This is a genomic window from Streptomyces sp. NPDC001750, from assembly GCF_042892615.1.
Taxonomy (GTDB): Bacteria; Actinomycetota; Actinomycetes; order Streptomycetales; family Streptomycetaceae; genus Streptomyces.
The window spans coordinates 209,208-232,797 of record NZ_JBIAUE010000003.1; the positions used below are offsets into that span (position 1 = coordinate 209,208).

The 23,590-nt window shown below is 73.6% G+C and carries 18 protein-coding genes; 5 read left to right on the forward strand and 13 right to left on the reverse strand.

The genetic code is table 11. The features are described 5' to 3' along the window. From ACFYY6_RS07105 to ACFYY6_RS07140, 8 genes are all read right to left on the reverse strand, one after another. Positions 1-3,239, reverse strand: a 3,239-nt coding sequence (locus ACFYY6_RS07105; protein ID WP_389192028.1) for an Ig-like domain repeat protein, incomplete at its 3' end; no start/stop codon positions are given. 329 nt (positions 3,240-3,568) lie between these two features. Continuing rightward, on the reverse strand, positions 3,569-3,721 hold the full coding sequence (locus ACFYY6_RS07110) for a hypothetical protein (RefSeq protein ID WP_199813941.1): 153 nt from the start codon (positions 3,719-3,721) through the stop codon (positions 3,569-3,571). 34 nt (positions 3,722-3,755) lie between these two features. Beyond that, a complete protein-coding gene (locus ACFYY6_RS07115) occupies positions 3,756-4,043 on the reverse strand; it encodes a DUF1360 domain-containing protein (protein ID WP_351524524.1) in 288 nt (95 codons plus the stop codon). A gap of 413 nt (positions 4,044-4,456) precedes the next feature. Continuing rightward, a complete protein-coding gene (locus ACFYY6_RS07120; RefSeq protein ID WP_388650591.1) occupies positions 4,457-6,004 on the reverse strand; it encodes a phytoene desaturase family protein in 1,548 nt (515 codons plus the stop codon). Between the two features lie 22 nt (positions 6,005-6,026). Then, positions 6,027-8,405, reverse strand: coding sequence for a tetratricopeptide repeat protein (locus tag ACFYY6_RS07125; protein ID WP_389192031.1), 2,379 nt, complete (start codon positions 8,403-8,405; stop codon positions 6,027-6,029). Positions 8,406-8,633: 228 nt separating this feature from the next. After that, a complete protein-coding gene (locus tag ACFYY6_RS07130) occupies positions 8,634-8,900 on the reverse strand; it encodes an SHOCT domain-containing protein (protein WP_351524521.1) in 267 nt (88 codons plus the stop codon). 121 nt (positions 8,901-9,021) lie between these two features. Then, positions 9,022-9,897, reverse strand: coding sequence for a universal stress protein (locus ACFYY6_RS07135; protein ID WP_351524520.1), 876 nt, complete (start codon positions 9,895-9,897; stop codon positions 9,022-9,024). 257 nt (positions 9,898-10,154) lie between these two features. Then, a complete protein-coding gene (locus ACFYY6_RS07140; RefSeq protein ID WP_351524519.1) occupies positions 10,155-10,832 on the reverse strand; it encodes a CBS domain-containing protein in 678 nt (225 codons plus the stop codon). A gap of 401 nt (positions 10,833-11,233) precedes the next feature. Here ACFYY6_RS07140 and ACFYY6_RS07145 point away from each other — a divergent pair, with 401 nt between their 5' ends. From ACFYY6_RS07145 to ACFYY6_RS07155, 3 genes are all read left to right on the forward strand, one after another. Then, complete coding sequence (locus ACFYY6_RS07145; protein ID WP_389192034.1) at positions 11,234-12,700, forward strand: nicotinate phosphoribosyltransferase; 1,467 nt, start codon at positions 11,234-11,236, stop codon at positions 12,698-12,700. Between the two features lie 50 nt (positions 12,701-12,750). Beyond that, on the forward strand, positions 12,751-13,206 hold the full coding sequence (locus tag ACFYY6_RS07150; protein WP_073789437.1) for a Crp/Fnr family transcriptional regulator: 456 nt from the start codon (positions 12,751-12,753) through the stop codon (positions 13,204-13,206). A 106-nt stretch (positions 13,207-13,312) separates the two neighbouring features. Further along, complete coding sequence (locus tag ACFYY6_RS07155) at positions 13,313-13,936, forward strand: CBS domain-containing protein (RefSeq protein ID WP_351524517.1); 624 nt, start codon at positions 13,313-13,315, stop codon at positions 13,934-13,936. A gap of 374 nt (positions 13,937-14,310) precedes the next feature. Here the strand turns inward: ACFYY6_RS07155 and ACFYY6_RS07160 are convergent, their stop codons facing one another. Continuing rightward, positions 14,311-15,213: a universal stress protein gene (locus ACFYY6_RS07160; protein WP_351624589.1), complete on the reverse strand. Its 903-nt coding sequence runs from the start codon at positions 15,211-15,213 to the stop codon at positions 14,311-14,313. Positions 15,214-15,885: 672 nt separating this feature from the next. Between ACFYY6_RS07160 and ACFYY6_RS07165 the strand changes: the two genes are divergently transcribed. Then, positions 15,886-16,761 carry a universal stress protein gene (locus ACFYY6_RS07165; protein WP_351524515.1) on the forward strand — a complete coding sequence of 292 codons (876 nt, stop codon included), beginning with the start codon at positions 15,886-15,888 and terminating at the stop codon, positions 16,759-16,761. A 195-nt stretch (positions 16,762-16,956) separates the two neighbouring features. Here ACFYY6_RS07165 and ACFYY6_RS07170 read toward each other — a convergent pair whose 3' ends face one another. The 4 genes from ACFYY6_RS07170 to ACFYY6_RS07185 form a co-directional block, all read right to left on the reverse strand. After that, a complete protein-coding gene (locus ACFYY6_RS07170; protein ID WP_351524576.1) occupies positions 16,957-17,409 on the reverse strand; it encodes an Hsp20/alpha crystallin family protein in 453 nt (150 codons plus the stop codon). Between the two features lie 489 nt (positions 17,410-17,898). Next, positions 17,899-19,410 carry an ATP-binding protein gene (locus ACFYY6_RS07175; RefSeq protein ID WP_389192039.1) on the reverse strand — a complete coding sequence of 504 codons (1,512 nt, stop codon included), beginning with the start codon at positions 19,408-19,410 and terminating at the stop codon, positions 17,899-17,901. A gap of 150 nt (positions 19,411-19,560) precedes the next feature. Then, positions 19,561-21,975, reverse strand: coding sequence for a glycoside hydrolase family 65 protein (locus tag ACFYY6_RS07180; RefSeq protein ID WP_389192222.1), 2,415 nt, complete (start codon positions 21,973-21,975; stop codon positions 19,561-19,563). 17 nt (positions 21,976-21,992) lie between these two features. After that, the gene (locus ACFYY6_RS07185; protein WP_389192042.1) at positions 21,993-22,532 is read right to left on the reverse strand and encodes a hypothetical protein; all 540 of its coding nucleotides are present in this window, start codon (positions 22,530-22,532) and stop codon (positions 21,993-21,995) included. Between the two features lie 367 nt (positions 22,533-22,899). Between ACFYY6_RS07185 and ACFYY6_RS07190 the strand changes: the two genes are divergently transcribed. After that, positions 22,900-23,553: a CBS domain-containing protein gene (locus ACFYY6_RS07190; RefSeq protein ID WP_388650578.1), complete on the forward strand. Its 654-nt coding sequence runs from the start codon at positions 22,900-22,902 to the stop codon at positions 23,551-23,553. The last annotated feature ends 37 nt before the right edge of the window (positions 23,554-23,590 follow it).

The window sequence follows — 23,590 nt, forward strand, 5'->3', positions numbered from 1 at the left end:
GTCACCTTCGCACACACCGTCACCGACTGACCGCACACCGACGGATTCGGTGTGAGCGAGACCGCGGTGCTGGTCGAGGCCGGGTTGACCGTGACGGAGGCTGTGCCGCTCGACGTGGTGAAGCAGGCTGCGCCGTTGTACGTGGCGGTGATGGTGCCCGTCGCCAGCGACGTCGTGGTGATGCAGGCCTGGCCGGCCGCGTTCAGCGGCACCGTCTGGTTGAGCCCGCCGGGACCCGTGAACGTCACCGTCCCCGTCGGCGTCCCCGAACCCGGCGCGTTCGTCGTCACCTTCGCACACACCGTCACCGACTGACCGCACACCGACGGATTCGGTGTGAGCGAGACCGCGGTGCTGGTCGAGGCCGGGTTGACCGTGACCGTGACGGTGTCGCTGGACGCGGCGAAGCACGGGCCCTCGCCGTTGTAGAGGGCGGTGACGGTGCCCGAGGCCAGGGTGGTGGTGGTCAGGCATGCCTTGCCGCTCGGGTCCAGGCTCACCGTCTGGTTGAGGCCGCCGGGACCGGTGAACGTCACCGTGCCCGTGGGCGTCCCCGAACCGGGTGCGTTGGTGGTCACCGCCGCGCACAGCGTCACCGTCTGCCCGCACACCGAGGGGTCGGGGGTCGCGGTGACCACCGTGGTCGTCAACGCCTCGTTCACCGTCACGTCGACCGTGCCGGTGGAGGGCGCGGCGCAGTCGTCGCCGTTGTAGGTGGCCGTGACGGTGCCGGAGAGCGTGGCGGGGGCGGTGAAGCAGGCCTCGCCGGTGGCGTTCAGCGGCACCGTCTGGTTCAGCCCGCCCGGGCCGGTGAACGTCACCGTCCCCGTCGGCGTCCCCGAACCGGGTGGGTCGATGGTGACGGTCGCGCAGAATGTGACCGTCTGGCCGCACACCGCCGGGTCCGGGGTCGCGGTCACGGTCGTGGTGGTCGCCGCCTGGTCGACCGTGACGTCGACGGTGCCGGTGGACGGGTTGGCGCAGGAGCTGCCGTTGTAGGTGGCCGTGATCGTGCCGGTCTCCAGCGAGGTGGTGGTCAGGCAGGCGCCGCCAGTGGCATCCAGGGTGACCGTCTGGTTGAGCCCGCCGGGACCGGTGAAGGTGACGGTGCCGGTCGGGGTGCCCGAACCGGGCGGGTCGACGGTGACGCTCGCGCACACGGTCACCAGCTCACCGCAGACCGAGGGGTCGGGCACTGCCGTCACCGTGGTGGTGGTGTCGGCGGGGCCGACCGTGACGGCGACCGTGTCGGACGAGCCGGCGAAGCAGGGGCCCTCGCCGTTGTACGTGGCGGCGACGGTGCCGGTGGCCGGCGAGGTCGTCGTGAGGCAGGCCTGGCCGGCGGCGTTCAGAGCCACTGTCTGGTTGAGGCCGCCGGGACCGGTGAAGGTGACGGTGCCGGTCGGGGTGCCCGAACCGGGCGGGTCGGTCGTCACCGTGGCGCACAGGGTCACCGTCTGGCCGCAGACGGACGGGTTCGGGGTGGCGGTGACCACCGTGGTCGTCGACGCCTCGTTCACCGTCACGTCTGCCGTGCCGGTGGACGGGTTGAAGCACGCCGCACCGTTGTAGACGGCCGTGACCGTCCCGGTGGTCAGCGTGGTGGTGGTCACGCAGGCCTGTCCGGTGGGGCCCAGCACGGCGGTCTGGCTGAATCCGCCCGGGGCCGTGAACGTCACCGTGCCCGTCGGAATGCCGGAACCGGGGGCGTCGGTGGTGACCGTCGCGCAGAACGTCACCGACTGGCCGCATACCGACGGGTCCGGGGTGACGGCGATGGTGGTCGTGGTGTCTGCCGGGTCGACGGTCACGTCCGTGCTGCCGGTCGAACTCAGGGCGCAGCTGTCGCCGTTGTAGGTGGCCGTGATCGTGCCGGAGGCGAGCGCGGTGGTCGTGATGCACGCCTCGCCAGTGGCATCCAGGGTGACCGTCTGGTTCAGCCCGCCGGGGCCGGTGAAGGTCACCGTCCCCGTCGGCGTCCCCGAACCGGGCGGGTCGATGGTGACCGTCGCACAGACCGTCACCGGCTCGCCGCAGACCGACGGATCGGGGATGGCGGTGACCAAGGTGGTGGTCGGGGCCTGGTCGACCGTGACCGCGACCGCTTCGGCGGAGCCCGCGAAACAGGAGCCCTCACCGTTGTAGACGGCGGAGACCTCTCCGGTGACCAGTGTGGTGGTGGTGACACAGGCCTGGCCACCGGCGTCGAGGGGGACGGTCTGGTTGAGACCGCCATCGGCCGTGAAGGTCACCGTGCCCGTCGGTGTGCCCGAACCCGGTGGCTGGGTGGTGACTGTCGCGCAGATGGTGACGCTCTGTCCGCACACGGACGGGTCGGGGGTGACCGCGACGTCGATGTCCGTCAGTGCCTCGTCCACCGTCACGTCGACCGTGCCGGTGGACGGCACGGCACAGGAGTCGCCGCTGTAGGTGGCGGTCACCGTGCCGGTGGCCAGCGAGCCGGTCGTCACGCAGGCCTGGCCGGCGGGGTCCAGCACGGCGGTCTGGCTGAAGCCGCCGGGCCCGGTGAAGGTCACCGTGCCCGTGGGGACGCCGGCGCCGGGCGGCTCGATGGTGACGGTCGCACAAAGGGTGACCGGCTGGCCACAGACCGACGGGTCGGGGCCGGCCGTCACCACCGTCGTCGTGTCCGCCTGGTTGACCGTGACGTCGACGGTGCCCGTGGAGCTCGCGGCGCAGTCGTCGCCGCTGTAGGTGACCGTGACGGTGCCGGTGCTCAGCACCGCCGTCGTCACGCAGGCGTGGCCGCTGCCGTCGAGCACGGCGGTCTGGTTCAGCCCGCCGGGACCGGTGAAGGTGACGGTGCCGGTCGGGGTGCCCGTGCCCGGCGGGTCGATGGTGACGGTCGCGCAGAGGGTGACGGTCTCGCCGCAGACCGAGGGGTTCGGGGCGGCCGTCACGACGGTGGTGGTGTCCGCGGCGTTGACGACCTGGTTCACGAGGCCGGACGACGACGGGTCGAAGGTGCTGTCGCCGCCGTAGGCGGTGATCACCTGGTGGGTGCCGACGCTCAGGTCGTCGATGGTGACCTGGGCCTGGCCGGCGGCGTCCAGGGTGCCGACGAGCGTGGGCCCGTCGTCGCTGATGATGACGCTGACGGTGCCGGTCGGGGTGGTGGTCTCCGGCGGCACCGGGGAGACCTGGACGGTGAAGGTGACCGACTCTCCGCAGACCGAGGGATTGGGAGACGATGTCAGCGTGGTGATGGAACTGGCCAAGGTGCAGCCTCCTTTGGGAGTGTACGGGGCCAGAGCGACCCGACGCCCTTTCGGGTGACAGCGGAAATGCACACCGGAATGAAAGGAGCTGTGTCGGCGCATTACTCGCCCGGCCGCACATGCGGGCGCCGGGGATTCACTCTCCGGCGCCTCCCAGTAGGCGCCCTGGGCCCGTTCATCCGCCATATGGGTGCACGCAACGGCACCCGTACGGCGGAGCGCCCAGGGGGGTCGGGGGCGTAATTCAGATATTCTCCGGTACCCACCGGCGCGGGAACGCCCATAGGCCGTCCGTCCCGCTCACGGAAAGGGCACCGTCGGTACGGCGACTACTGGTTCACCACGATGACGGTGCCGCCGCCGCGCCGCCGCGCGGCCTCGGCCTCTTGGCGGGTGGGGTAGTCGCGCATGACGCCGTTCGGCAGGACCAGCCGGTAGATGGTCGCTCGTCCGCGGGCACGTGCACCGCAGTTGCATCCCATGGGAACTCCTCCTCCGTGCTCCGTCGCACTTCCTTCAGTCGAGCCAGGCGGACGCCAGGCCCGCCAGATAGGACAGCGTCAGGACCATGGTGACCGCCCGGAAGACGGTGGTGTCGCCGGCCAGGAAGGCGAGCGGCACGACCGATGCGGCGGCCCAGATCCCCGTGCACCAACCGCAGGTGACCAGATAGGCGGGACCGGATTCGTCCCCGAAGCGCTCGGCCACCCACGTACGCAACCCGGCAGCCAGTACATCCTTGGTTATGAATCTGGTAATACGACAAATCGCACCGAGGGTCAAAAGAAACACCACCGGGTCCATGCAATTCATCGTAGGACGAGCCATATTCATGCGGTAGGCCCTTGCGCAAGCATTTCTGGCGAACTGTTCGTAATGAAATCCGCCGGGGCTCACTCGAAGCGCCGGGGCGCATCCGAGAGCGACATCCGGGAAATGATGATGAGCCCCCTGTGCTGCCGGCCGATCAACTCCGCACGCACGGGGCGCGGGTGGAGCGGTCGGTGCCGGTGAACGCCTCGATCATGTCGGGGCGCTCAGCACGACGCGCGGTCCCTCTCGTACGACTACAAGCAGGCGACCCCAGCCCCAGCCGGCAGTCCACCGCCGAGCTTCCGCGCAAAGGTCCCACGATCGGGGGTCCGACCTGCTACGCAACCAAGATCGATCTCACTAATACCGGCTGCTCCGTCGGTCCCCGCGACCGTGTACTCGGGTCACCGGCCCAGCGCCGCCATGGCGGCGTTGTGGCCGGGCACCCCGCTGACCCCGCCGCCGCGCACCGCGCCCGCCCCGCACAGCAGTACGTTGGCGTGCCGCGTCTCCACGCCCCAGCGGCCGGTGGACCCGGTGGCGTACGGGAACGCGAGGTCGCGGTGGAAGATGTGACCGCCCGGCAGTCCCAGCTCCCGTTCCAGGTCGAGCGGTGTCTTCGCCTCGATGCACGGCTCGCCGTTCGCGTCGACTGCCAGGCATTCCGCGATCGGCTCCTCCAGGTGCGCGTCGAGCCGGCCGAGCGTGGCGGCCAGCAGTCGGGCGCGCGTCGCGGCGTTGTCGGCGGCGAACAGCCGGGCGGGGGCGTGCAGGCCGAACAGGGTGAGGGTGTGGTGGCCGCTCGCGGCGAGGCCGGGGCCGAGGATCGACGGGTCGGTCAGCGAGTGGCAGTAGATCTCGGACGGCGGGGCGGCCGGGATCCGGCCGGCCGCCGCCTCCCGGTAGGCGTCGGCCAACTGCCCGTATCCCTCGGCGATGTGGAACGTCCCGGCGAACGCCTCCCGCGGGTCGACGCAGCGGTCGCGCAGCCGGGGCAGCCGGGTGAGGAGCATGTTCACCTTCAGCTGCGCGCCTTCGGCCGGGACGGGCGGTTCCTCGCCGAGCAGTGCGGCGAGCGCCTGCGGGGAGGCGTTCACCAGCACTCGGCGGGCCGCGACGACGTGCTCCGCCTCCGCTGAGCGGACGGTGACCTCGGCGTGCGTCCCGTCGGTCGCGATCCGGGTCGCCTCGTGCCGGACGCGGATCTCGGCACCGGCCGCGCGGGCCGCCCGGGCCAGGGCGTCGGTGAGGGCGCCCATGCCGCCGACCGGCACGTCCCAGTCGCCGGTGCCGCCGCCGATGACGTGGTAAAGGAAGCAGCGGTTCTGACGCAGCGACGGGTCGTGCGCGTCGGCGAAGGTACCGATCAGGGCGTCGGTCAGCGCGACTCCACGCACGAGGTCGTCGTCGAGGTACCGCTCGACGGCGACGCCGATGGGCTCCTCGAAGAGTGCCCGCCAGGCATCCTCGTCACCGATCCGTTCACGCAGCCCGTCGCGGGTGGGCAGGGGCTCGGTGAGGGTCGGGAAGACCCGTCCGGCGACGTGCCGCGTCATGCCGTAGAAGCGCCGCCACGCCTCGTACGCACGGTCCGAGCCGGTCAGCGCGGCGAAGGACTCCCGGGTGGCGCGGTCCTCGCCGACGAGCAGACCGGTGGCCCGGCCGCCGCGCACGGTCGGGGTGTACGAGGAGACGGTCCGCCTGCGCACGGCGAAGTCCAGGCCGAGGTCGCGGACGATCTTCCGGGGCAGCAGGGACACCAGGTAGGAGTAGCGCGACAGACGGGCGTCGACCCCGTCGAAGGGGCGGGTGGAGACGGCCGCTCCGCCGGTGGCGGCGAGGCGTTCCAGGACCAGGACGGACTGTCCGGCACGGGCGAGGTAGGCGGCGGCGACCAGGCCGTTGTGGCCGCCGCCCACGATCACCGCGTCATAGCGGTCGGGTGCGGGCATGGTCCTTCGTAGCACGGGGCGCTCACGCCGGGCCAGAGGTGGTGGGGCCGCCGTCGCCGGGCGGTGCGGGGGGTCCGTGGCGCAGTTCCGCGACGCGCCGGTACAGCTCGACCGCCTCCGTTCCCCGGCCGACCTGCTCCAGGCAGTGCGCCTCGTCGTTGCGCGCGGCGAGGGTGTCGGGGTGGCCCGCCCCGAGGACTCGCTCGCGGGTCTCGGCGACCTGGTGGTAGAGCGTGAGCGCGTCGGTCCAGCGGCCCGTCCAGCCGAGGCCGACGGCGACCTCGCGGCGGCTGACCAGGGTGTCGGGGTGGTCGGCGCCCAGGACGCGTTCGCGGATGGCGCAGACGTCGCGGGCCTCGGCGAGCGCCTCCTCCCAGCGGGCGAGACGCCCCAGGTTGACGCCGAGTCCGTGGCGGGCACGCAGTGTCTCGGGGTGGGTGGGACCGCTCGTCCGGGTGCGGTCGCCGACGAGGGCGCGGTACAGCTCCAGGGCTTCCGCGCTGTGTCCCAGGCGGCCGAGGGCGATACCGGTCTCGTAGCGGGCGGCGAGGGTGTCGGCGTGGTCGGGGCCCAGGGAGCGGGTCCGGCCGCGGACGACGTCCCGGTAGGTCCGCAGGGCTTCCGTCCACCGTCCCAGCCGGCCGAGCGCGTAGGCCACTTCGTAGAGCGTGACCAGGGTGTCGGGGTGTTCGGCGCCGAGCACCCGGGCGCGGGCGGCCGCCACCTCGCGGGCCATCCGGCAGGATTCCTCCGGGCGGCCGAGCCTGCCGAGGTTGAAGGCGAGGTTGTGGCGACAGCGCAGGGTGTCCGGATGGTCGGGGCCCATGGCCCGTTCCCGGGAGGCGAGGACCGTGACGTACAGCCGGTGGGCCTCGGCGTGCCGTCCGAGCCCGCCCAGCACGTACGCCATTTCCTGACGGGCGGCGAGCGTGTCGGGGTGGTCGGGGCCCAGGACGCGTTCGCGGCCCCGGGCCACCCGGCCGAACTCCCGCAGCGCGTCCTCGGACCGGTCCGTGCGCGCGAGGGTGAAACCGATCTCGTATCTGCTGGACAGGGTGTCCGGATGGTCGGGGCCGAGGGCCCGCTCGCGTTCGGCGGCGACCGCGCGATGGGCGGCCTCGGCTTCCGCCCAGTGGCCGAGCCGGCCCAGGTTGAGGCCCGCGCTGTGGCGGCCGGCGAGGACGGAGAGGAGTTCCGGCGACGGGGCAGGCCGCTCCGTCCGGGCGGGTGACGGTTGCGCGGCGAGGTGCCACGGGCCGGTGCCGGTGATCCGTTCCGCGGCGGGGGGCCACGGGCCAAAACCGGCGCCCATGGCCGCATCCCCGGCCGCCGGAAGCCACCGGCCGCCGGTGGTCCAGTCGTCGGTGAGGCCCGCGCGGTGGTCGGGCGGGGCGGTCCGCGCAGCGCCGCCCAGGGCCTTGTGTCCGGGGGGCATGCCGCGGGCCCAGACGGGCAGTTCCCGCCCCGGACGCTCGACGGGTGCGAGCGGCACGGACGGGAGGTGCGCCGTGAACGGCACGTGTCCGGTGGGCCCTGGCGGGGGCTGTTCGCCGCTGCGCCCCACGGCGATCCGCCGACGCAGGTCGCTCGCGTCGGCGGGCCGCCCCTCCGGTTCCTTGGCCAGCAGGTCCAGGACGGCGCGGTCGAAGAATCCGGGGAGTTCGGCCCGGCGGGCGCGCAGGGGCTCGGGCTCCGTGTCGCGGTGGCCGATGAGGACGGACCAGGTGTCGTCGAGGTCGAACGGCGGCGCCCCGGTGGCGATCTCGTACAGGACGCAGCCCAGTGAGTAGAGGTCGCTGCGGTGGTCGACCTGGCCGCCGCCGATCTGTTCCGGCGACATGTAGTGCGGGGTGCCCATGGCGATGCCGGTGCCGGTGAGGCGGGAGGTGAAGCCGATGTCGCGGCCCAGTCTGGCAATGCCGAAGTCGCAGATCTTCACCGTGCCGTCGGCCAGGCGCATGATGTTCGCGGGCTTCAGGTCGCGGTGCACGATGCCCTGCCGGTGGGTGTAGCCGAGGGCGTCCGCGACCTGCTCGGCGATGTCGACGACATCGGACACCGGGAGCGGGCGCTGTCCGTTGGCCTCCAGGAGCTGGCTGAGGTTGCGGCCGTCGAGGAGCTCCATCACCAGGAAGAGGACGCCGTCGTCCTCGCCGAAGTCATGGACGACGGTGACGCCCCGGTGCTGGAGCGAGGCGGCCACATGGGCCTCGCGGCGGAAGCGCTCGCGCAGGACGCGGGTGAACGACTGGTCGTGCTGGGGCCCCATGGGCTTGAGGCATTTGACGGCCACCTGACGGCCCAGCGACTCGTCCCGGGCACGCCACACCTCGCCCATGCCCCCGCGCCCGATCAGATCGAGCAGTCGGTACCGGCTCTGGACCAGCCTGGTGTCCGCCATGTCGTGCTGTCGCCCCCGTCGCTGTGTCCACTGGCCTCCCCGGCCCGTCCAGTATGGCGGCCCCGCCTCGCGATCCGTACGCGGCCGGGCGGCCGGTGGCGCGTCCGGTTCGGGGCATGCCGACTGTTTCCGTCGGCGCGCGGCCGGACGGAGGCCGTCGGCGCGGCCGGGAGGCGCCCCGGGACGGCGGTGTCGTCCGGCGTCGGCCGCGGAGCGGGGTCAGATGGTTCAGCGCGGTTCGCGCAGCACGGTGAGGCGGCGTCGGTACTCGTCCTCGTCGATCTCCCCGCGGGCGAACCGTTCGGCGAGCAGGTCCTCGGCCTGTCGGCCGCCCCAGCCGGCCTCGCCGGGGGGCGGGCCGGGCCTCCGACCGCGCCCGCCGCCGAGGTAGTGGGCGAGGGCGACGATCCCGGCGATCAGCAACGACCAGAACACCACCATGATCACGGCCATGAGGAGCCATCCGCCGCCCCAGCCGCCGTCGTACCACATCATGCCGATCACCTTCTGTCGGACGGTCGCCCGTCCCCGCTCCCAGTGTGGCGCGGCGCGCCGTCGGCCGGGGACGGGAGGCACGGGCCCTGCCAGGGGCCGGACGGCCCGTACGCCCCTCGCGTCAGTCGTGGGGGACGACAGCCACGGGGCAGCGTGCGTGGTGGATGGCGGCCTGGGTCACGGGTCCCAGGTGCGGCGCCGACGGGCGGTGGTGCCTGTGCCTGCCGACGACCAGCAGATCGGCGCCCTCGGCGGCCCGTACCACGGCTTTGGCCGGGCTGGCGAGCACGGCGCTGTCGACGACCTCCACCGTCGGGAACCTGTCGCGCCAGGGGCGCAGGGACTGGCCGAGGAGCTTGCGCGCGTCCCGGGCGAGCGTGTCCGTCACGTCGTGGTCCACGCCCCAGGGCACGTACGCGTCCACCGGCAGGCTCCGGCCGTGCACGGCCCGCAGGGGAAGCCTGCGGGCGGCGGCGGACGCGAAGGCGAATTCGAGCAGGTCGTCGCAGGGACCGTGCGGGTCGACCGCCACGACCACGCCGCTCATCACGACCCGCCGGGGTCCCGGCCCGTCCTCGTCCGTGCCCGCCCGCACCAGGACCACCGGCCGCTCGGCGCGCGACACCACGGACAGGCTGATGTCGCCGAGGAAGTAGCTCTCGACGGGCGCCAGCCCCCGCGAACCGAGCACGACCATCTCGGACTCCGATGCCGCGCGCAGCAACGCGCTCTCGGCGTCGTCGGCGACCAGGCTGCCGACGACGGCGAGGCCCGGGTGATGGGCCTGGATCTCCGCCTTGGTGTGGTGCACGATCCGCCGCGCCCAGTAGTTCTGGTCCATCTCGGCCGGCACGCGGGTGGGTTCCGGCACCAGCAGGGGCCACGCGTGCAGCAGGCGCAGGGTGAGCCTGCGCCGCTCGGCCTCGTCCGCGGCCCAGCGGGCGGCGGCCAGGCTCTCCGGTGATCCGTCGAGGCCGACGGTGACGACTGGCTCCATGACGACTTGCCTCCGTCTCGCGAGAAGCGGGGTACGACGGTGTGCGTGCCGCACTCCCCGCACCGCTGTCGCCGCCGTGCCGCGGTACGGGCCGAGCCCGGACGGCGGCGGCTCCCGGGATGGAGCGTCCGCGGGGAGGGGGCCGGCGCGCGTTCCGCTCGTTCGGCGCGGGTCCGCTCCTTCGAGGAGTACCGCAGATGCGCCGGTGGCGCACACGGAGCCCGTCGAGGGACCCGTCGGGCGAGGGGGAGGCGGTCTCACCTCCCGCCGGGGGTGCCGCGGGCCCCGTCGTCGGTCCGGTGGGTCAGGTGCGCGGTCACGGACACGACGCCGTCGACGCCCCGGCACAGCCGCTCGATGACGGGGACCAGGCTCTCGAACTCCACGGTCCCGGTGAGGACCACCTGCCCCTGCCGGACCTCGGTGGTCACCGCGGCGGGGTCGAGTCCCATCGTCGCCCGCAGCACGTCCCGATCGATCTCCTCGCGGATGGCCTCGTCGCGGCGCAGGAAGACCCGGAGCAGGTCCCTGCGGCTGATGATGCCCAGCAGCCTGTCCGCCTCGTCGACGACGGGGAGCCGCTTCACGTCCTGCACCTCCATCAGACGGGCCGCCTCGACCACGGTCCACTCCGGACGCGCGCAGACCGCGGGGGCCGACATCAGTTCCTCCGCCCGGGCTCCCTCCGCCTTGGCCCGCTCCCACGCCTCGACGTGCGGGATCGGCGTCAGACCGGACGGGTCCGCCCGGTCGGAGCACTTGCGCAGCAGATCGGCCTCGGACACCACGCCCATGGGCCGGCCCAGTTCGTCCACCACGGGGACCGCGGTGACGTCGTTGTCCGCCAGCAACTGGACGATCTCCTTGAAGGGCAGGTCACGCCGCGCCCGGACGACGTCCCGGGTCATGAAGTCTGCGACCGTTCGGTGCTCCATGTCATTCCCCTTCGGGATGCGACGGCCAGCGGTCCGGAAGCGGTCGTCCACGGCCGGAAGTGGTCATATGTCGAGCGGATCAGGAATCCCGGCTCGCGGGGTTGGGCCGACCGGGCCACACCTCGGGTCCGGTGGACCCCGGGAGCGGCCCGCCCGGCCGCACGGCCCGGGGCCGCGGGTGCGGCGGGACGCCGTGCGTCCGTCGGCGCCCGCACCTCACGGCCGACCTTCCTGCGCACGGTCCCGCGTACGCGGGACGCCGCGTGCCCGTCGGGCGGCCGGCCCCGCGACGGCTCCGGCTGGCCCGCAAGGTGAAGGGGGCCGATAGTGGAGGAAGGCGGGCGAAACCGGCACGGTGCGGCGGTCCGGGAGGACGGCGCGGCGGGAGGAGGGTGCCGTCGATGTCGAAGGCCACGAGCACCGACCTCTACGAGGTCACCATGGCCCAGTCCTATCTGCGCGAGGGCATGACGGGGCCCGCCACGTTCAGTCTGTTCGTCCGCGAACTGCCGCCGGACCGGGGGTTCCTGGTCTGCGCCGGCCTGGAACCGGTGCTCGCCTGCCTCGCCGACTACCGGGTGGACGCGGAGGACGTGGCCGTGTTCGCCTCCGTGACGGGACAGCGGCGCGAGGACCTGGCACTGCTGCTCGGGCTGGAGTTCGAGGGCGAGGTCCGGGCGGTGCCCGAGGGGCGCGTCGTACTGGCCGGTGAGCCGCTGCTGGAGATCACCGCCCCTCTTCCGCAGGCCCAGCTCGTGGAGACGTACGTGCTCAACCAGGTGAGCCACCAGACCGCCGTGGCCTCCAAGTGCGCCCGGTGCGTGCTGGCCGCCGACGGGCGCCCGGTCGTGGACTTCTCCCTGCGCCGCACGCACGGCATCGAGGCCGGGCACCAGGCCGCCCGGCTGGGGGCCATGGTCGGTTTCGCCGGGACCAGCGACGTGGCGGCCGCGCATGCCGAGGGCCTGACCGCGGTCGGCACGATGGCCCACTCGTACGTGGAGGCGTTCGGCACCGAGGAGGAAGCGTTCCGGGCCTTCGCCCGGTCCCGCCCCGGCCCGGTGACCCTGCTCGTGGACACGTACGACACCGAGGCGGGTGTGGAGACGGCGGCGAGGGTGCTGCGCGAGCTGGGACTCGGCCCGGGGTGCGCCGTCCGCCTCGACAGCGGGGACCTCGGGGACCTGGCCGTGCGGGCCAGGGCCGTGCTCGACGCCGCCGGGCTCCGGGAGACCCGGATCGTGGCGAGCGGTGGTCTCGACGAGTTCGCGGTGGACGAACTGGTCCGCGCGGGGGCGCCCGTCGACACGTTCGCGGTCGGCACCCGGGTCGGCGTCAGCGCGGACGCGCCGTACCTGGACTCCGCGTACAAGCTCGTCGAGTACGACGGCCGCCCGATGATGAAGCTGTCGTCGGCCAAGGCGACGGCCCCGGGCCGCAAACAGGTGTTCCGGCGGCCGGGCCGGGCGGATCTGGTCGCTCTCGTCGACGAGCCGCCGCCGCCCGGCGCGGACCCGCTGCTGGAGGCGGTCATGCGGGAGGGACGCCGCACCTCGCCCCGCACCGGGCCGACCGAGGCCCGGAAGCGGTTCACCGCCGATCTCGCGACGCTGCCGCCCCGGGCCCGTGCCGTACGGGCACCCGTCGCACCGCGGGCAGAGCTCTCCCAGCGCCTGGTCTCGCTCACGGCGGAGGTCCGCCGGTGCATCGAGGCGCGTCTCGCGGGGGACGGCGGCCGGTCCGTCCCGCCCGGCGGCGCGAACCGGCGCGGGGAGCCGCCCGGCCCGTCCCGATCCATGCGGCAAGGCCGTCCGGCAGGACGGGGCCGTACGGAACCGCGACAGGGGCCGGTCGGCCCATGTCCCTGAACCGATCGCCCGGCAATGCTGACCCCGGACCCACCCACAGGAGGCTGTCGATGAGCACTTCTCCGACCCGTGTCACCGCCCTGCCCGCCCAGTACCGCACCCGGTTGCTGCGCGTCGGCCGGGAGGTCAACTTCGACCAGGGCGTCCGCCTCTTCGACGAGGGGGACTTCGCGGACCGCTTCTGGATCCTGCGCTCGGGCGCCGTCACCCTGGACTTCCGTGTCCCGGGCGGCCGCCCGGCCTCGATCGAGAATCTGGGACCCGGTGAACTGGTGGGCTGGTCCTGGCTCTTCGAGCCCTACCTATGGCACCTCGGAGCGGAAACGATGACTCCGGTCCGCACCCACGAGTTCGAGGCCGCGACCATACGGATGATGATGGACGCGGACCCCGCCTTCGGTTCCGCCGTCGGCCACTGGGTCGGACAGGTTCTCGCCCACCGGCTGCAGGCCGCGCGGGTCCGTCTGCTCGACCTCTACGCCCCGCACGGCGGCGGTTCCCTCTGAGGAGTCGTGGGGCGCGCCCCGTGCCGGTCGCACGGTCCTCCGGTCCCCGGGACCCGCGCCCTCGCCCGTCGTACCCCTGTCCGGAACCACGCCCCAGGAGCACCTCATGGCCGCGTCCCGGTACACCGTCAGCGATGTGATGACCCATACGGCCGTGGCCATCGGCCGTGATGCCTCGTACAAGGAGATCGTCGAGCTGATGCACGCGTGGAAGGTCAGCGCGGTGCCGGTGCTCGAGGGCGAGGGCCGTGTCGTCGGCGTCGTCTCCGAGGCGGACCTGCTGCCCAAGGAGGAGTTCCGCGAGGAGGGTCCGGCGCCGCCCCGCGGGGTCGAGGAGGCGTCCAAGGCCGATGCGGTGCTGGCCGAGGAGCTGATGTCGAGCCCGGCGGTCACGGTCCACGCCGACGCCACGCTCGCTGAGGCCGCCCGGATCATGGCGCGCAGGCAGGTCAAGCGTCTGCCCGTCGTGAACCGCCTCGGCATGCTGGAGGGCGTCGTGAGCCGCAGCGACCTGCTGAAGGTGTTCCTGCGGCCCGACGAGGAGCTGGACGAGGAGATCCGGTCCGCCGTGTTCGCCGGGCTGCCCGTCCCGGACCGGGTGGAGTTCGACGTGCTGGACGGGGTCGTGACCCTTCGGGGGCCCTTCCCGAACCGTGCCCTGCTGCCGTTGCTGGTCCGGGCCGTCCGTGCCGTCGAGGGCGTCGTGGACGTGCGCGTGGAATCCGCCTGAACGCCGAGTCGCCGGTCCGCCCGGGGCCCCGATGCGTCCCGGGTCCCGTGCCCGGTTCGCCGTCGACCCGAGCCCCCACCCCGCGACCGCCGCCGGGTGTCCGGGTCCCCCGGCGGTCGTCTCACGCGTGTGGGCCGCGCGGCTCCCGGAACGCGGTCCGCACGCACCGGGCCCCACGCCCCCGTCGGCGCCTCCTGGGATCGGCGAGCACCCGGCCGCCCGGCACCACCTCCGGATCCCCCTTCAGACACACCAGCAGACGCCCCGACGGCGTCTGGTGCGCGGCGGCACGGGAATCGCCGAGAGGGCCGCCACGGCGCGGTCGGCCACGGGTCCCCGGTGTGCCGCGCCCGTCCGCCGGTGTCCGGTGCCCGTCACGGCTCGTCCCGCTTCCCGGCCCGGCGCCGCGGAATGAGCTGTACCGGGCAGTGCGCGTGGTGCACCAGGCTGTGCGTGGCGCGGCCGAGCGTGGGGCCGATGTACCCGGGCGATCGCCGTCCGCCCATCACCAGCAGGTCCGCGTGGCGCGACGCCTCCACCAGCGCCGCGGCCACGGACAGGTTCTTCTCGGCGTCCGCCCGCACGGACAGTCCCGGGAACTCCTCGCGGATCCGGTCGGTCAGCGGGGTCAGCCGGCGGGCGCGTTCGCCGACGACACTGCCGACGCCGTCGAGCATGGGCGCGGCGGCCCCGGCGGACTCGAACACGTTCCACACGTGGAGCAGGCGCAGCGTCGCCCCGCGGATCTCCGCCTCGCACGCCGCGTACCGGAGGCAGTCGGTGTCGTTCTCGTCGCGGACGGCGGCGAGGACGACACCGGTCGCCGTCTCGTCGTCCTCGCCCCTGACCACGACGACAGGTGTCGTGGCCGCCGCGACGGTCCTCAGCCCGACGGATCCGAGCATGAGGTACGCGAACCCGCCCAGCCCCCGGCTGCCGACCACCACAGTGCCGCGGAGCCCCGCGGTCCGTTGCAGGCTGGGCACGGGCGCGCTGCGGCTGAACTCCGCGGTGACGCGCAGGCCGGGGAACCGTTCCGCGACGACGGCCGCCGTGTCCCGCAGCAGTTCGTAGCCCGCGCTGCGCACCCCCTCGATGCTGTCCGCCGAGAGGTAGAGGCTCCGGGTGTCGGTGTCCGCGCCGTGGACGATGTGGAGCAGGGTGCCCCGGCGTGCCGCCTCGTCCGCCGCCCAGAGCACCGCGCGGCGGGCCGACTCGGAGCCGTCGACGCCGACCACGACGGAGCCCAGTTCGGGGCGGCCGTTGCTGCCTTCCATGGTTTCCTCCTGGCCGAGTGGCGTCGGTGGGTCGGCTCCCACGCCGGGCACTTCCGGCGCCGCGCACGCAGGGCCGCTCAGGACCGGCCGGGGCCGATGGTCCCTTTCGTCCCATCCTGCCCCTTCGGCGCGCCCGAACCGGGCCGACCGGCCCCTGCCACGCCCCGTTCGGCCCTCCTCCCCCGGGTGCGGCCCGGCGGATCGTGGCTCGTGGAAGACCTGCGGCGTTTCGTCCGTGCGGGTCTCGACAAGGTCCCCCGCGAGGCGACGGGAGGAGCGGCCATGAGACCCGTCGGAGTCGGCGACCTGATGACCGAGGAGGTCGTCCCGGCCGTGCCCGCCGCCTTTCGCCCGTCGTCGGCGAGGAGAACCGGGTGGTCGGCGTCGTGTCCGGGAACGACCTGCCGGTCCGACGGGCGACGGGGCGTCCGGAAGCGGAACCGGTCCGGACTCCGCAGGCCCCCGCCCCGACAGCCGTGTCCGCGTACGCCGGTCCGATGTCCGGTGGCCCGACGGCCGGTGGATCGACGGCCGCCGTTCCGGCCGGGGTCCGGCGCACCGCCGCCGACGTCGTGTCGGCCTCAACGGTGACCGTCCGCACCGGCCGGAGACGGGGACGGATTCCCCGAGCACACGCCCGGCACGGCCCTGGCCGGGCCGGAGGAGGTCGTCATGAACCCACGCATCGTCGTCGGCTTCGACGGAACCGCGGAGAGCGTCGCGGCGGCCCGTTGGGCCGCGCGGGAGGCGGTCCTGCGCGGCGTGCCCCTGCATCTCGTCCATGTCGAGGAGACGTTCACGGTCCTCGGCTTCCCCTCGGCCGGACCGGGGCCGCGTCACGGGGACGCCGACCCGCTGCTGCGCGGGGCCCGCGAGGAACTGCTGGCGCTGCACCCGCGGCTGCGGATCGGCTCCGAATCGCTCGGCGGCCGCCCGGCGGCGGCACTGGCGGGTGCCGCGGCGGACGCGGCCATGCTGGTCCTCGGCTCCCGGGGGCTGGGCACGTTCGCGGGTGTCGTGCTCGGTTCCGTGGGCATGGCGGTCGTCCACGCCCTTGAGCGGCCTGTCGTCCTGGTGCGTGCCGCGCAGGACACGGGGCCGGGCCCGCGCGAAGGGCAGGCCGAGGGCGGCGTGGTCGTGGGCGTCGACCCCGGTCATCCGTGCGACGCCTTGCTCGCCTTCGCGTTCGAGGAGGCGTCCTTGCGGCGTTGCGCGCTCGTCGCGGTGCACAGCTGGACACCGCCCCCGCTGGCCGGTTACGGAGCCGCGTACAGCCCGGAAGGCCACGCGCGGATGGCCGAGGCCATGAGGAACGAGCTGGACGACCTGCTGAAGCCCTGGCGCGACAGGTGTCCGGCAGTCGCCCTCGACGCCCGGTCCGAGATCGGACGCCCGGCCGAGCAGTTGCTGGAAGCGGGCGCCGCGGCGGCTCTCGTGGTCGTCGGCCGCCGCGTCCGCCGGTCCCGGATCGGGGGGCACATCGGTCCGGTGGCCCACGCGATGCTCCACCACTCAACCGCCCCGGTCGCCGTCGTCGCCCACACGTGAACCCCCGCCCGCGGGCCGGACCACGGCATGCGTACGACGGGCTGGGGCGGGTCCGCACCGTACGCGACGGGCGCGGTGCGGCACCGCCCGCGCGCTCCGGGGCCGGCCCCGGAGCGGGTCCCCGTCGGTGCCGCACGCCTCGGTCACGCGCCTCGGCCACCCGTCTCCGTCGGGCGTCTTCGTCGCGCGACTCCGTCAGGCGTCCTTGTGGCCGTCGGCCGTGATCCTCTTCACCGGGATATGGTGTGCGGCCTGCGCCGCCCCGGACTCCAGCGTCACGCGCATGGTGAGGATGCCGTCCTCGTACTCCGCCTCGACCCCGTCGGGCGGGATGCGGGCCGGGAGACGGACCGTGCGGTGGAACGAGCCGTAGCGGAACTCGGAGTGGTTCTTCTCCTCCTTGCTCTCGGCGTGCTCGGCCCCGACGGTGAGGGTGTCGCCCTCGACCGTGATGTGGATGTCCTTCTCCGGGTCCATCCCGGGCAGTTCGGCGCGCAGCGTGTACTGCCCCTCCTTGCTGCTCATCTCGATCGGGATGGTGTGGACATCGGGCGCGGACCGCCACGGGAAGCGGGGGAAATCCGTCCCGAACCAGTCCGTGAGGTCGGGGAAGCGGCCGTGCCGGCGCTCCGGGTGAGTTCCTGACATGGTGTCCTCATCCTTTCCCGCGGCGGCCGCGCCGCCGCTCGTCTCCGTCCGCCGTGGTCCGTGACGCTCGCGGCGGCCCGTTCCACGAGGGGTTCCCGGCCGGGGTCGGCCGTTGCCGGTCCTCAGTAGGGCATGGGACGGCCGGAAGGCGTACGCAGATCCGGCTCGGGGGGTCTGCGGGGGCGCCTCGGCCGGATCCGGATCCGTGTGCGCCACATGGTTCTCACCTCTTCGGGAGGCGGAATCGCTTTCTCCGGAGGACGGAACCGCTCCCGCCGCTCCGGGGTCGGTCCGGGACCTGCGTCCCGTCCGACTTCCACGATCGCTCCGCGGGCGGGGACACCGCAGGGCCGAGTGGGCCACAGCATGGAGGGGCCGATCGGCCCATGGCCGGGACCGTCCGGAAACGGGGGCCGGGCCCGCGGAAGCCCCCGGGCGGGGCCGGGGCCCGGTCCCGTCGGCCGGTACCGGCCCCGGCACCGGAGGGGATCAGACGCCCCGGTAGAGGTGTTCGAGGTCGACGAGCATGACCTCGCCCCGTGCGTGGGCCGCGTACAGCTCGGGGCTGAACCCGGCGGCGCCGTAGAGCGCCAGGCGGACACGGCCGGTCCCGTCGCGGGGATCGAGGCGCTCCAGGACACGGCGCAGGCGCTGCAGATGGTGCATGTCCATGCTGGTGTTCCAGCGCGCGATCCCCAGGGACAGGAGGGGGCCGCTCAGGACACCTTCCTTGCGGCGGACCACGACCTCGGCGTCGAGCCCGGCGGTCGCCGACGGGTCGCTGAGGGAGCCGTGCGCCGCGGTGACCCGGTCGGCCCCGAGGGCGGTCCAATCGGCGTACGAGGCGGCCCAGTCCCGGCAGACCTGGGCGAACCGGCGTCCGGCGACCAGCCGGTCGAAGTCGGTCCGTGCCTCCTGCCACACGGTTTCGGCATCGCTCTGTTCGAGGGCTGCCCTGCGCGGGCGTGCCACCGCGTGCTCGAAGGCGAGAAGCGGGTCCGCGATGTGGTGGCGCGTGATCCCGGGCTGCAGTCCGTCCGGTTGCGAGTGGAGCAGGCCGTGGTCGCGGAGGAGGGCGAGGGCGCGCGAGGTGTCGGCGAGCTGCTGCCCGAGGTAGGCGGCCGCCCCGCCGTGGGTCGTGCAGCCCATGGCCAGCGCGGTGAGCACGGAGTGGCAGATGACACGGCCCCGGGGCCCGGTCTCCTCGTCGAGCAGGTGGCGGGCCTCGTGGAACAGCGGCATGCGCGGATTCAGCACGGTGCGGCAGACCCAGGCGTCGAAGTCGTCGAGACCGGCGGGGACGTCGTCGTTCACGTAGTCGTGCCGGTAGGCGGGCGTGCCTCCGACCACGGTGTGGACGAGGAAGGCGAGCCTCGGGTCGTCGATCCCCCACAACCGGGCGGCCTCGCGGAAGTCCAGCGGCCGGATGTCGAGTATCAGGCGGGTGAGGGCGCGCAGCGGGGCGGACGAGGCGAACAGCCGGGTCATGACCGGCGCGGTCTCGCCGGCGAGCAGCAGGCGCGCGCGGTTCCCCGGCGGCGGCCGGTCGGAGTGCCGCAGGGCGCTCTGGATGACGGACGGGAGGGCCGGGCTCGCCGCGACGAGCTCGGGGAACGAGTCGATGACGACGGGCAGGGGCCGATCGTCGCCCAGGGCCAGCAGGGCGTCGAGGCACTCCTTCCAGCCGCGCCAGGGACCGGGCCGTCCGGCCTCGCGGTGGCGCGCGTACTCCTCGCCCACCCTGCGCAGGGCCTCGGCCTCGGTGGCCTGCTGGCCGCAGAAGTAGAACCCGCCCGTGGCGCGTGCCACCGATTCCAGCAGGAGCGTCTTGCCCTGGCGGGGGCGCCCCGTGACGACGCCGAGGTCCGTCCCCGGATGGGGGTCCCCGGCGAAGGACATCAGGGCCTCCCATTCGTCCTCCCTGTCGAAGAGCCGGTCGGGTCTGGGCGGGCGGCCCGGGCCGGTGACCGCGGTCTGCTGCTGTCTGTGTACGGCGTTCACTCCAGGCACCTCCGGAACCGCCCCGGGCTCCGCCGCGGGATCGTCCCGGGGCTACGGCGCTCCTTCATTCTCGGACGGTCGGGCCGCGGGCGCGCGTCGTGCGGTCCGTCCCGTCGTGGCCGACCGCACCGGTTCGGTGGCGTCCTGGCGTCAGGGGTCGCCGCAGGGCAGCCGGAACCAGTGCTGCTCCCCCGCGGCCACCGTCACCAGGCGTTCCCCGGCCAGTCGGACCGACAGCGGCGGCGCGAGCCGTGACCGGGGCACGCGGATGCCCAGTCGGCCGGGAAGGAGCCGGATCCGGATGTCCCGGTGCCCGCGGCAGCAGAACGTGAAGGCGCAGCGCGGCATCTCGCGCAGCGGCATGGGGTCGACGCACAGTCCGTCCGGCCCTGCTTCCAGGCCGACGACGCCGCGTTCGACGAGATCGAGGGTGCCGCCCATCGCGCCGAGGTGGATGCCCTCGCCGGTGGTGCCGCCTTGGATGTCCGCCACATCGCTGAGCAGGGCCTCCTCGCAGTAGCGCCAGGCGTCACGGCCCCTCTCGCGGGCGAGCACCCAGCCGTGCACCAGGCTGCTGAGGGTGGAACCGTGGCTGGTGCGGGCCAGGTAGTAGCGGACGGTCGCGCGCCAGGTCTCGTCGTCGAGCCGGTATCCGAGGCGGTCGAAGAGGGCCCGCAGCTCGGCGGGGCGGAAGAGGTGGCCGAGCATCAGTGTGTCGGCCTGTTTGGACGCCTGGTAACGGTTGACCGTGTCGCCCTCGGACTCCAGGATCCGGTCGAGGCGGCGGATGTCGTGGTAGCGGGCGCGGTAGCCGGCCCAGTCCAGTTCGGCCAGGTCCCCGTAACCCTCGAACTGGCTGATGACCCCCTCGTGGAACGGGACGTGCACACGGCGGGACATGTCGTCCCAGCGGGCCGGCGTCTCGTCGTCGAGGCCGAGCCGCGCGGCCAGTTCCTGCCGGCGGGTCCGGGGCAGTGCCTCGAACGTCTCCACCGCGCGGGCCAGCACCCAGGCGGCGGTCACATTGGTGTAGGCGTTGTCGTCGATGCCGGGCACGGCGGCGCCGGGATAGGCGTCGTGGTACTCGTCGGGTCCCATCACGCCGCGGATGCGGTAGCGGGCGAGTTCGTTGTCGTACTCGGCGGCGGCCGCCCAGTGGCGGGCGATGTCGAGCAGCAGCTCCGCCCCCGGTCCCTGGACGAACCCGGTGTCGCCGGTGCTCTGCCCGTAGCGCCACACGTTCCAGGCGATGGCCGATCCGACGTGGTGCTGGAGGTGCGAGTGGTCGGGCAGCCAACGGCCCGAGCGGGGATTGAGGTGCAGTCGCTGGGTCTCCTCCTCGCCCGAACCGCCGCTCTGCCAGGGGAACATCGCCCCGGCGGTGCCCGCCCGGCGGGCCGCGTCACGGGCCGCGGGCAGGCGGCGGTGGCGGTACATGAGGAGGCCCCGCGCCACTTCCGGGAAGTGCAGGGTGAGGTAGGGCAGCACGAACAGTTCGTCCCAGAAGACGTGTCCTCGGTACGCCTCGCCGTGCAGACCCCGCGCGGGCACCCCGACATCCAGTTCGGCCGTGTGCGGGGAGAGCGTCTGCAGGACGTGGAAGAGGTGGAGCCGCAGGATGCGCCCGGTCTCGCCGGGCACCCTCAGTTCGCCCTGGCTCCACAGTCGTTCCCACGCCGCGTGGTGGGAGACGAGCAGGCCGGCGAAGGCCGGCGCGTGTGTCACGTGCGCGACGGCACGCGGGAGGGGGTCGCCCTGCGGGCGGTCCGACGACGTGTACAGGGCGGCGCACTTCACGACGACGGCGGAGTGCCCGCGCGCGACCGGAAGCCGGAAGACCTGGACCGTCCCCCTGTCCGTGCAGGCGGCGGCCACCGGGACGAGCGGCCGTGCGGACGTCCGGACGGCGACGCCGATCCGGATCCGTGAGGAACGGGTGCGGCAGGACAGCCAGGCCACGCCGTCCGTCTCCACCCCGGCCCGGTGTCCGGTGAGGTGGCGGGGGTCGAGGCCCCGGTAGCGCTCGACGCCGGTGTTGGCGACGTCGCCGTCGATGACGGACTCCACCTCGACCGTTCCGCGCCAGCCGTACGCGTGGAAGGTGGTTCTCTGTGCGGCCAGGAAGGGATCGGCCATGTGGACGAGCCTGACGTGGGTGACGCCGAGCCCTCGGCCGTGCGCGTCCTGGAAGAACAGGCGGCGGGTGAGCACGCCGCGGCGCAGGTCGAGCGAGACCTTGGAGTGGCGCAGGCTCGGGTCGTCGGGCGTGAGCCACTGCCCCTCCGGTCCGTCGTCCGGCAGGCACCGGTAGCGCAGGCGCGACCAGTCGGGCAGGTTGACCAGGTCCTCGTTGCGGACCTGTTCGCCGTCGACGTCGGAGATGAGAGGGTCGTAGCAGCCCGCCGCGTACGTCCCCGGGTAGTGGACGGGCCCGGCGGGCGACTCGGGTGCCGACCCGCGGGTGGCGAACCTGCCGTTGCCGAGCGTGCACAGGGCCTCGACCGTGCGTTCCCGCGCGGGGTCGTAGCCGCCGAAGTCCCAGGTCCAGCCGGTGTCCGTGCGCATGCTCACCGGACGCGGGCTCATGGCCGGACCGGGGCGGCGATCTCGTCGTGCGGTGCCCCGCCCGGTACCGCCTCGAGGGCCCCCGTTTCCCCGGTACGCGCGAACACGTCGTACGCCTCCTCCGTCCGTTCCGGTTCGAAACGGTGGGTGATCAGGGCCGACGCGGGCAGCCGCCCGACGGCCGTCATGCGCAGCGGCACGGGCGTCGAGAACGTGTCGACCGGTCCGGTGGCGAGGGCGATGTCCTTGAGCCGCGGGTCTTCGAGGTGCGGCGTCGCCAGGCGGCCGGGCGCCCCGATGTCCGCGACACGGCCTTGGGGCCGCACCGTGCGGATGCGCACCTCGAAGGCCTCGGGCACCAAGACGGCCTCGTGGTCCGGGATGCCTCCCGGGGGCGCGTCGGGCACGTCGCCCACGACGATGCGGAGATCGCTGCCGCAGATCGTCGCGACGACGACGTCCACGCGGACGACGGCGTCGACGGCGGCGCCGGCAGCCGGGGCGGGAACGTCCTGCCACGCGGTCCGTCCCGGCCCCTGGAAAACGTGTGCCTCCACGACGGCGTCCTTCCCCTGCGGTGATTCCTGGGCCGTGCTCCCGTGCCGTACTTCCCGGGCGTGCTCCCGTGCCGTGCCCGCCCGCTCCGGCGCGTGTGTCCGCCCTCGCCCCCAGGCTGACCCGGCGCACGGCCCCCGCGCTTGGGCCGGTCGGCCCCCGCCCGGTCCTGTCGGCCCCTGGCCCCCGTGGCATCGGGAGCGTGAGGGTGAGAGCGTTGCCTCCTGGCCGACGAACGGTGAACGGTGAACGACCAGCCGTCCAGGTCTGCCCGGATCTGCCCCGGGTCTGCCCGGACGGTCCGGTCGGATCCCCCGGTCCCGGTCGGTCGGCAGGTCCGCCGGTCCCGCCCGTCCACCGAGGAATGCCATGACCTCTGCCCGCTTCACCGTCGCCGACGTGATGACGAAGACCGTCGTCACGGTCGCGCCCGACACGGAATTCAAGGAGATCGTCACGGTCATGGAGCGGTGGAAGGTCACTGCCGTCCCGGTCGTCGACGACGAGTCCCGTGTCGTCGGCGTCGTCTCCGAAGCCGATCTGCTCGCGAAGGAGGAGTTCCGCGCGCGCCGGATCGGCATGATCGAGCAGATGAGGCGTCTCGGCGACACCGCCAAGGCGGGCTCGGTCCGGGCCGGTGATCTGATGTCGAGCCCCGCGGTCACGGTGCGGCCCGACGCGCCGCTTCCGCAGGCGGCCCGCCTCATGGCCGACCGGCGGGTCAAACGCCTTCCGGTCGTGGCCGCCGACGGCGGCCTCGAGGGCGTCGTCAGCCGTTCCGACCTCCTCAAGGTGTTCCTCCGGCCCGACGAGGCGCTCGCCGCCGACGTACGCCGAGAGGTCGTCGACCGGCTGTTCCCCGGCGCGGACCGGTCGGTGGAGGTCGCTGTCGTCCAGGGTGTGGTCACCCTGTCCGGTCGCATCCGCGACAGTTCCCTGATTCCCGTCGCGGTCCGGCTCGCGCAGTCCGTGGAAGGCGTGGTCGACGTGGACTGCCGGCTCGAGGGCGCGGCTCGCGCCTGAGCCGGCGGTCCCGGACGCCTGGAGGAGCGGCGCGGCT

Excerpts from the sequence above, each read along its gene's own strand:
- ACFYY6_RS07130 (WP_351524521.1), bottom strand. The coding sequence starts at position 8,900 with ATGATGTGGTACGACGGCGGCTGGGGCGGCGGATGGCTCCTCATGGCC.
- ACFYY6_RS07150 (WP_073789437.1), top strand. The coding sequence starts at position 12,751 with ATGAGCACTTCTCCGACCCGTGTCACCGCCCTGCCCGCCCAGTACCGC.
- ACFYY6_RS07115 (WP_351524524.1), bottom strand. The coding sequence starts at position 4,043 with ATGGACCCGGTGGTGTTTCTTTTGACCCTCGGTGCGATTTGTCGTATT.
- ACFYY6_RS07155 (WP_351524517.1), top strand. The coding sequence starts at position 13,313 with ATGGCCGCGTCCCGGTACACCGTCAGCGATGTGATGACCCATACGGCC.
- ACFYY6_RS07120 (WP_388650591.1), bottom strand. The coding sequence starts at position 6,004 with ATGCCCGCACCCGACCGCTATGACGCGGTGATCGTGGGCGGCGGCCAC.
- ACFYY6_RS07140 (WP_351524519.1), bottom strand. The coding sequence starts at position 10,832 with ATGGAGCACCGAACGGTCGCAGACTTCATGACCCGGGACGTCGTCCGG.
- ACFYY6_RS07160 (WP_351624589.1), bottom strand. The coding sequence starts at position 15,213 with ATGGAAGGCAGCAACGGCCGCCCCGAACTGGGCTCCGTCGTGGTCGGC.
- ACFYY6_RS07110 (WP_199813941.1), bottom strand. The coding sequence starts at position 3,721 with ATGGGATGCAACTGCGGTGCACGTGCCCGCGGACGAGCGACCATCTAC.
- ACFYY6_RS07135 (WP_351524520.1), bottom strand. The coding sequence starts at position 9,897 with ATGGAGCCAGTCGTCACCGTCGGCCTCGACGGATCACCGGAGAGCCTG.
- ACFYY6_RS07165 (WP_351524515.1), top strand. The coding sequence starts at position 15,886 with ATGAACCCACGCATCGTCGTCGGCTTCGACGGAACCGCGGAGAGCGTC.
- ACFYY6_RS07190 (WP_388650578.1), top strand. The coding sequence starts at position 22,900 with ATGACCTCTGCCCGCTTCACCGTCGCCGACGTGATGACGAAGACCGTC.
- ACFYY6_RS07145 (WP_389192034.1), top strand. The coding sequence starts at position 11,234 with ATGTCGAAGGCCACGAGCACCGACCTCTACGAGGTCACCATGGCCCAG.
- ACFYY6_RS07125 (WP_389192031.1), bottom strand. The coding sequence starts at position 8,405 with ATGGCGGACACCAGGCTGGTCCAGAGCCGGTACCGACTGCTCGATCTG.
- ACFYY6_RS07180 (WP_389192222.1), bottom strand. The coding sequence starts at position 21,975 with ATGCGCACGGACACCGGCTGGACCTGGGACTTCGGCGGCTACGACCCC.
- ACFYY6_RS07170 (WP_351524576.1), bottom strand. The coding sequence starts at position 17,409 with ATGTCAGGAACTCACCCGGAGCGCCGGCACGGCCGCTTCCCCGACCTC.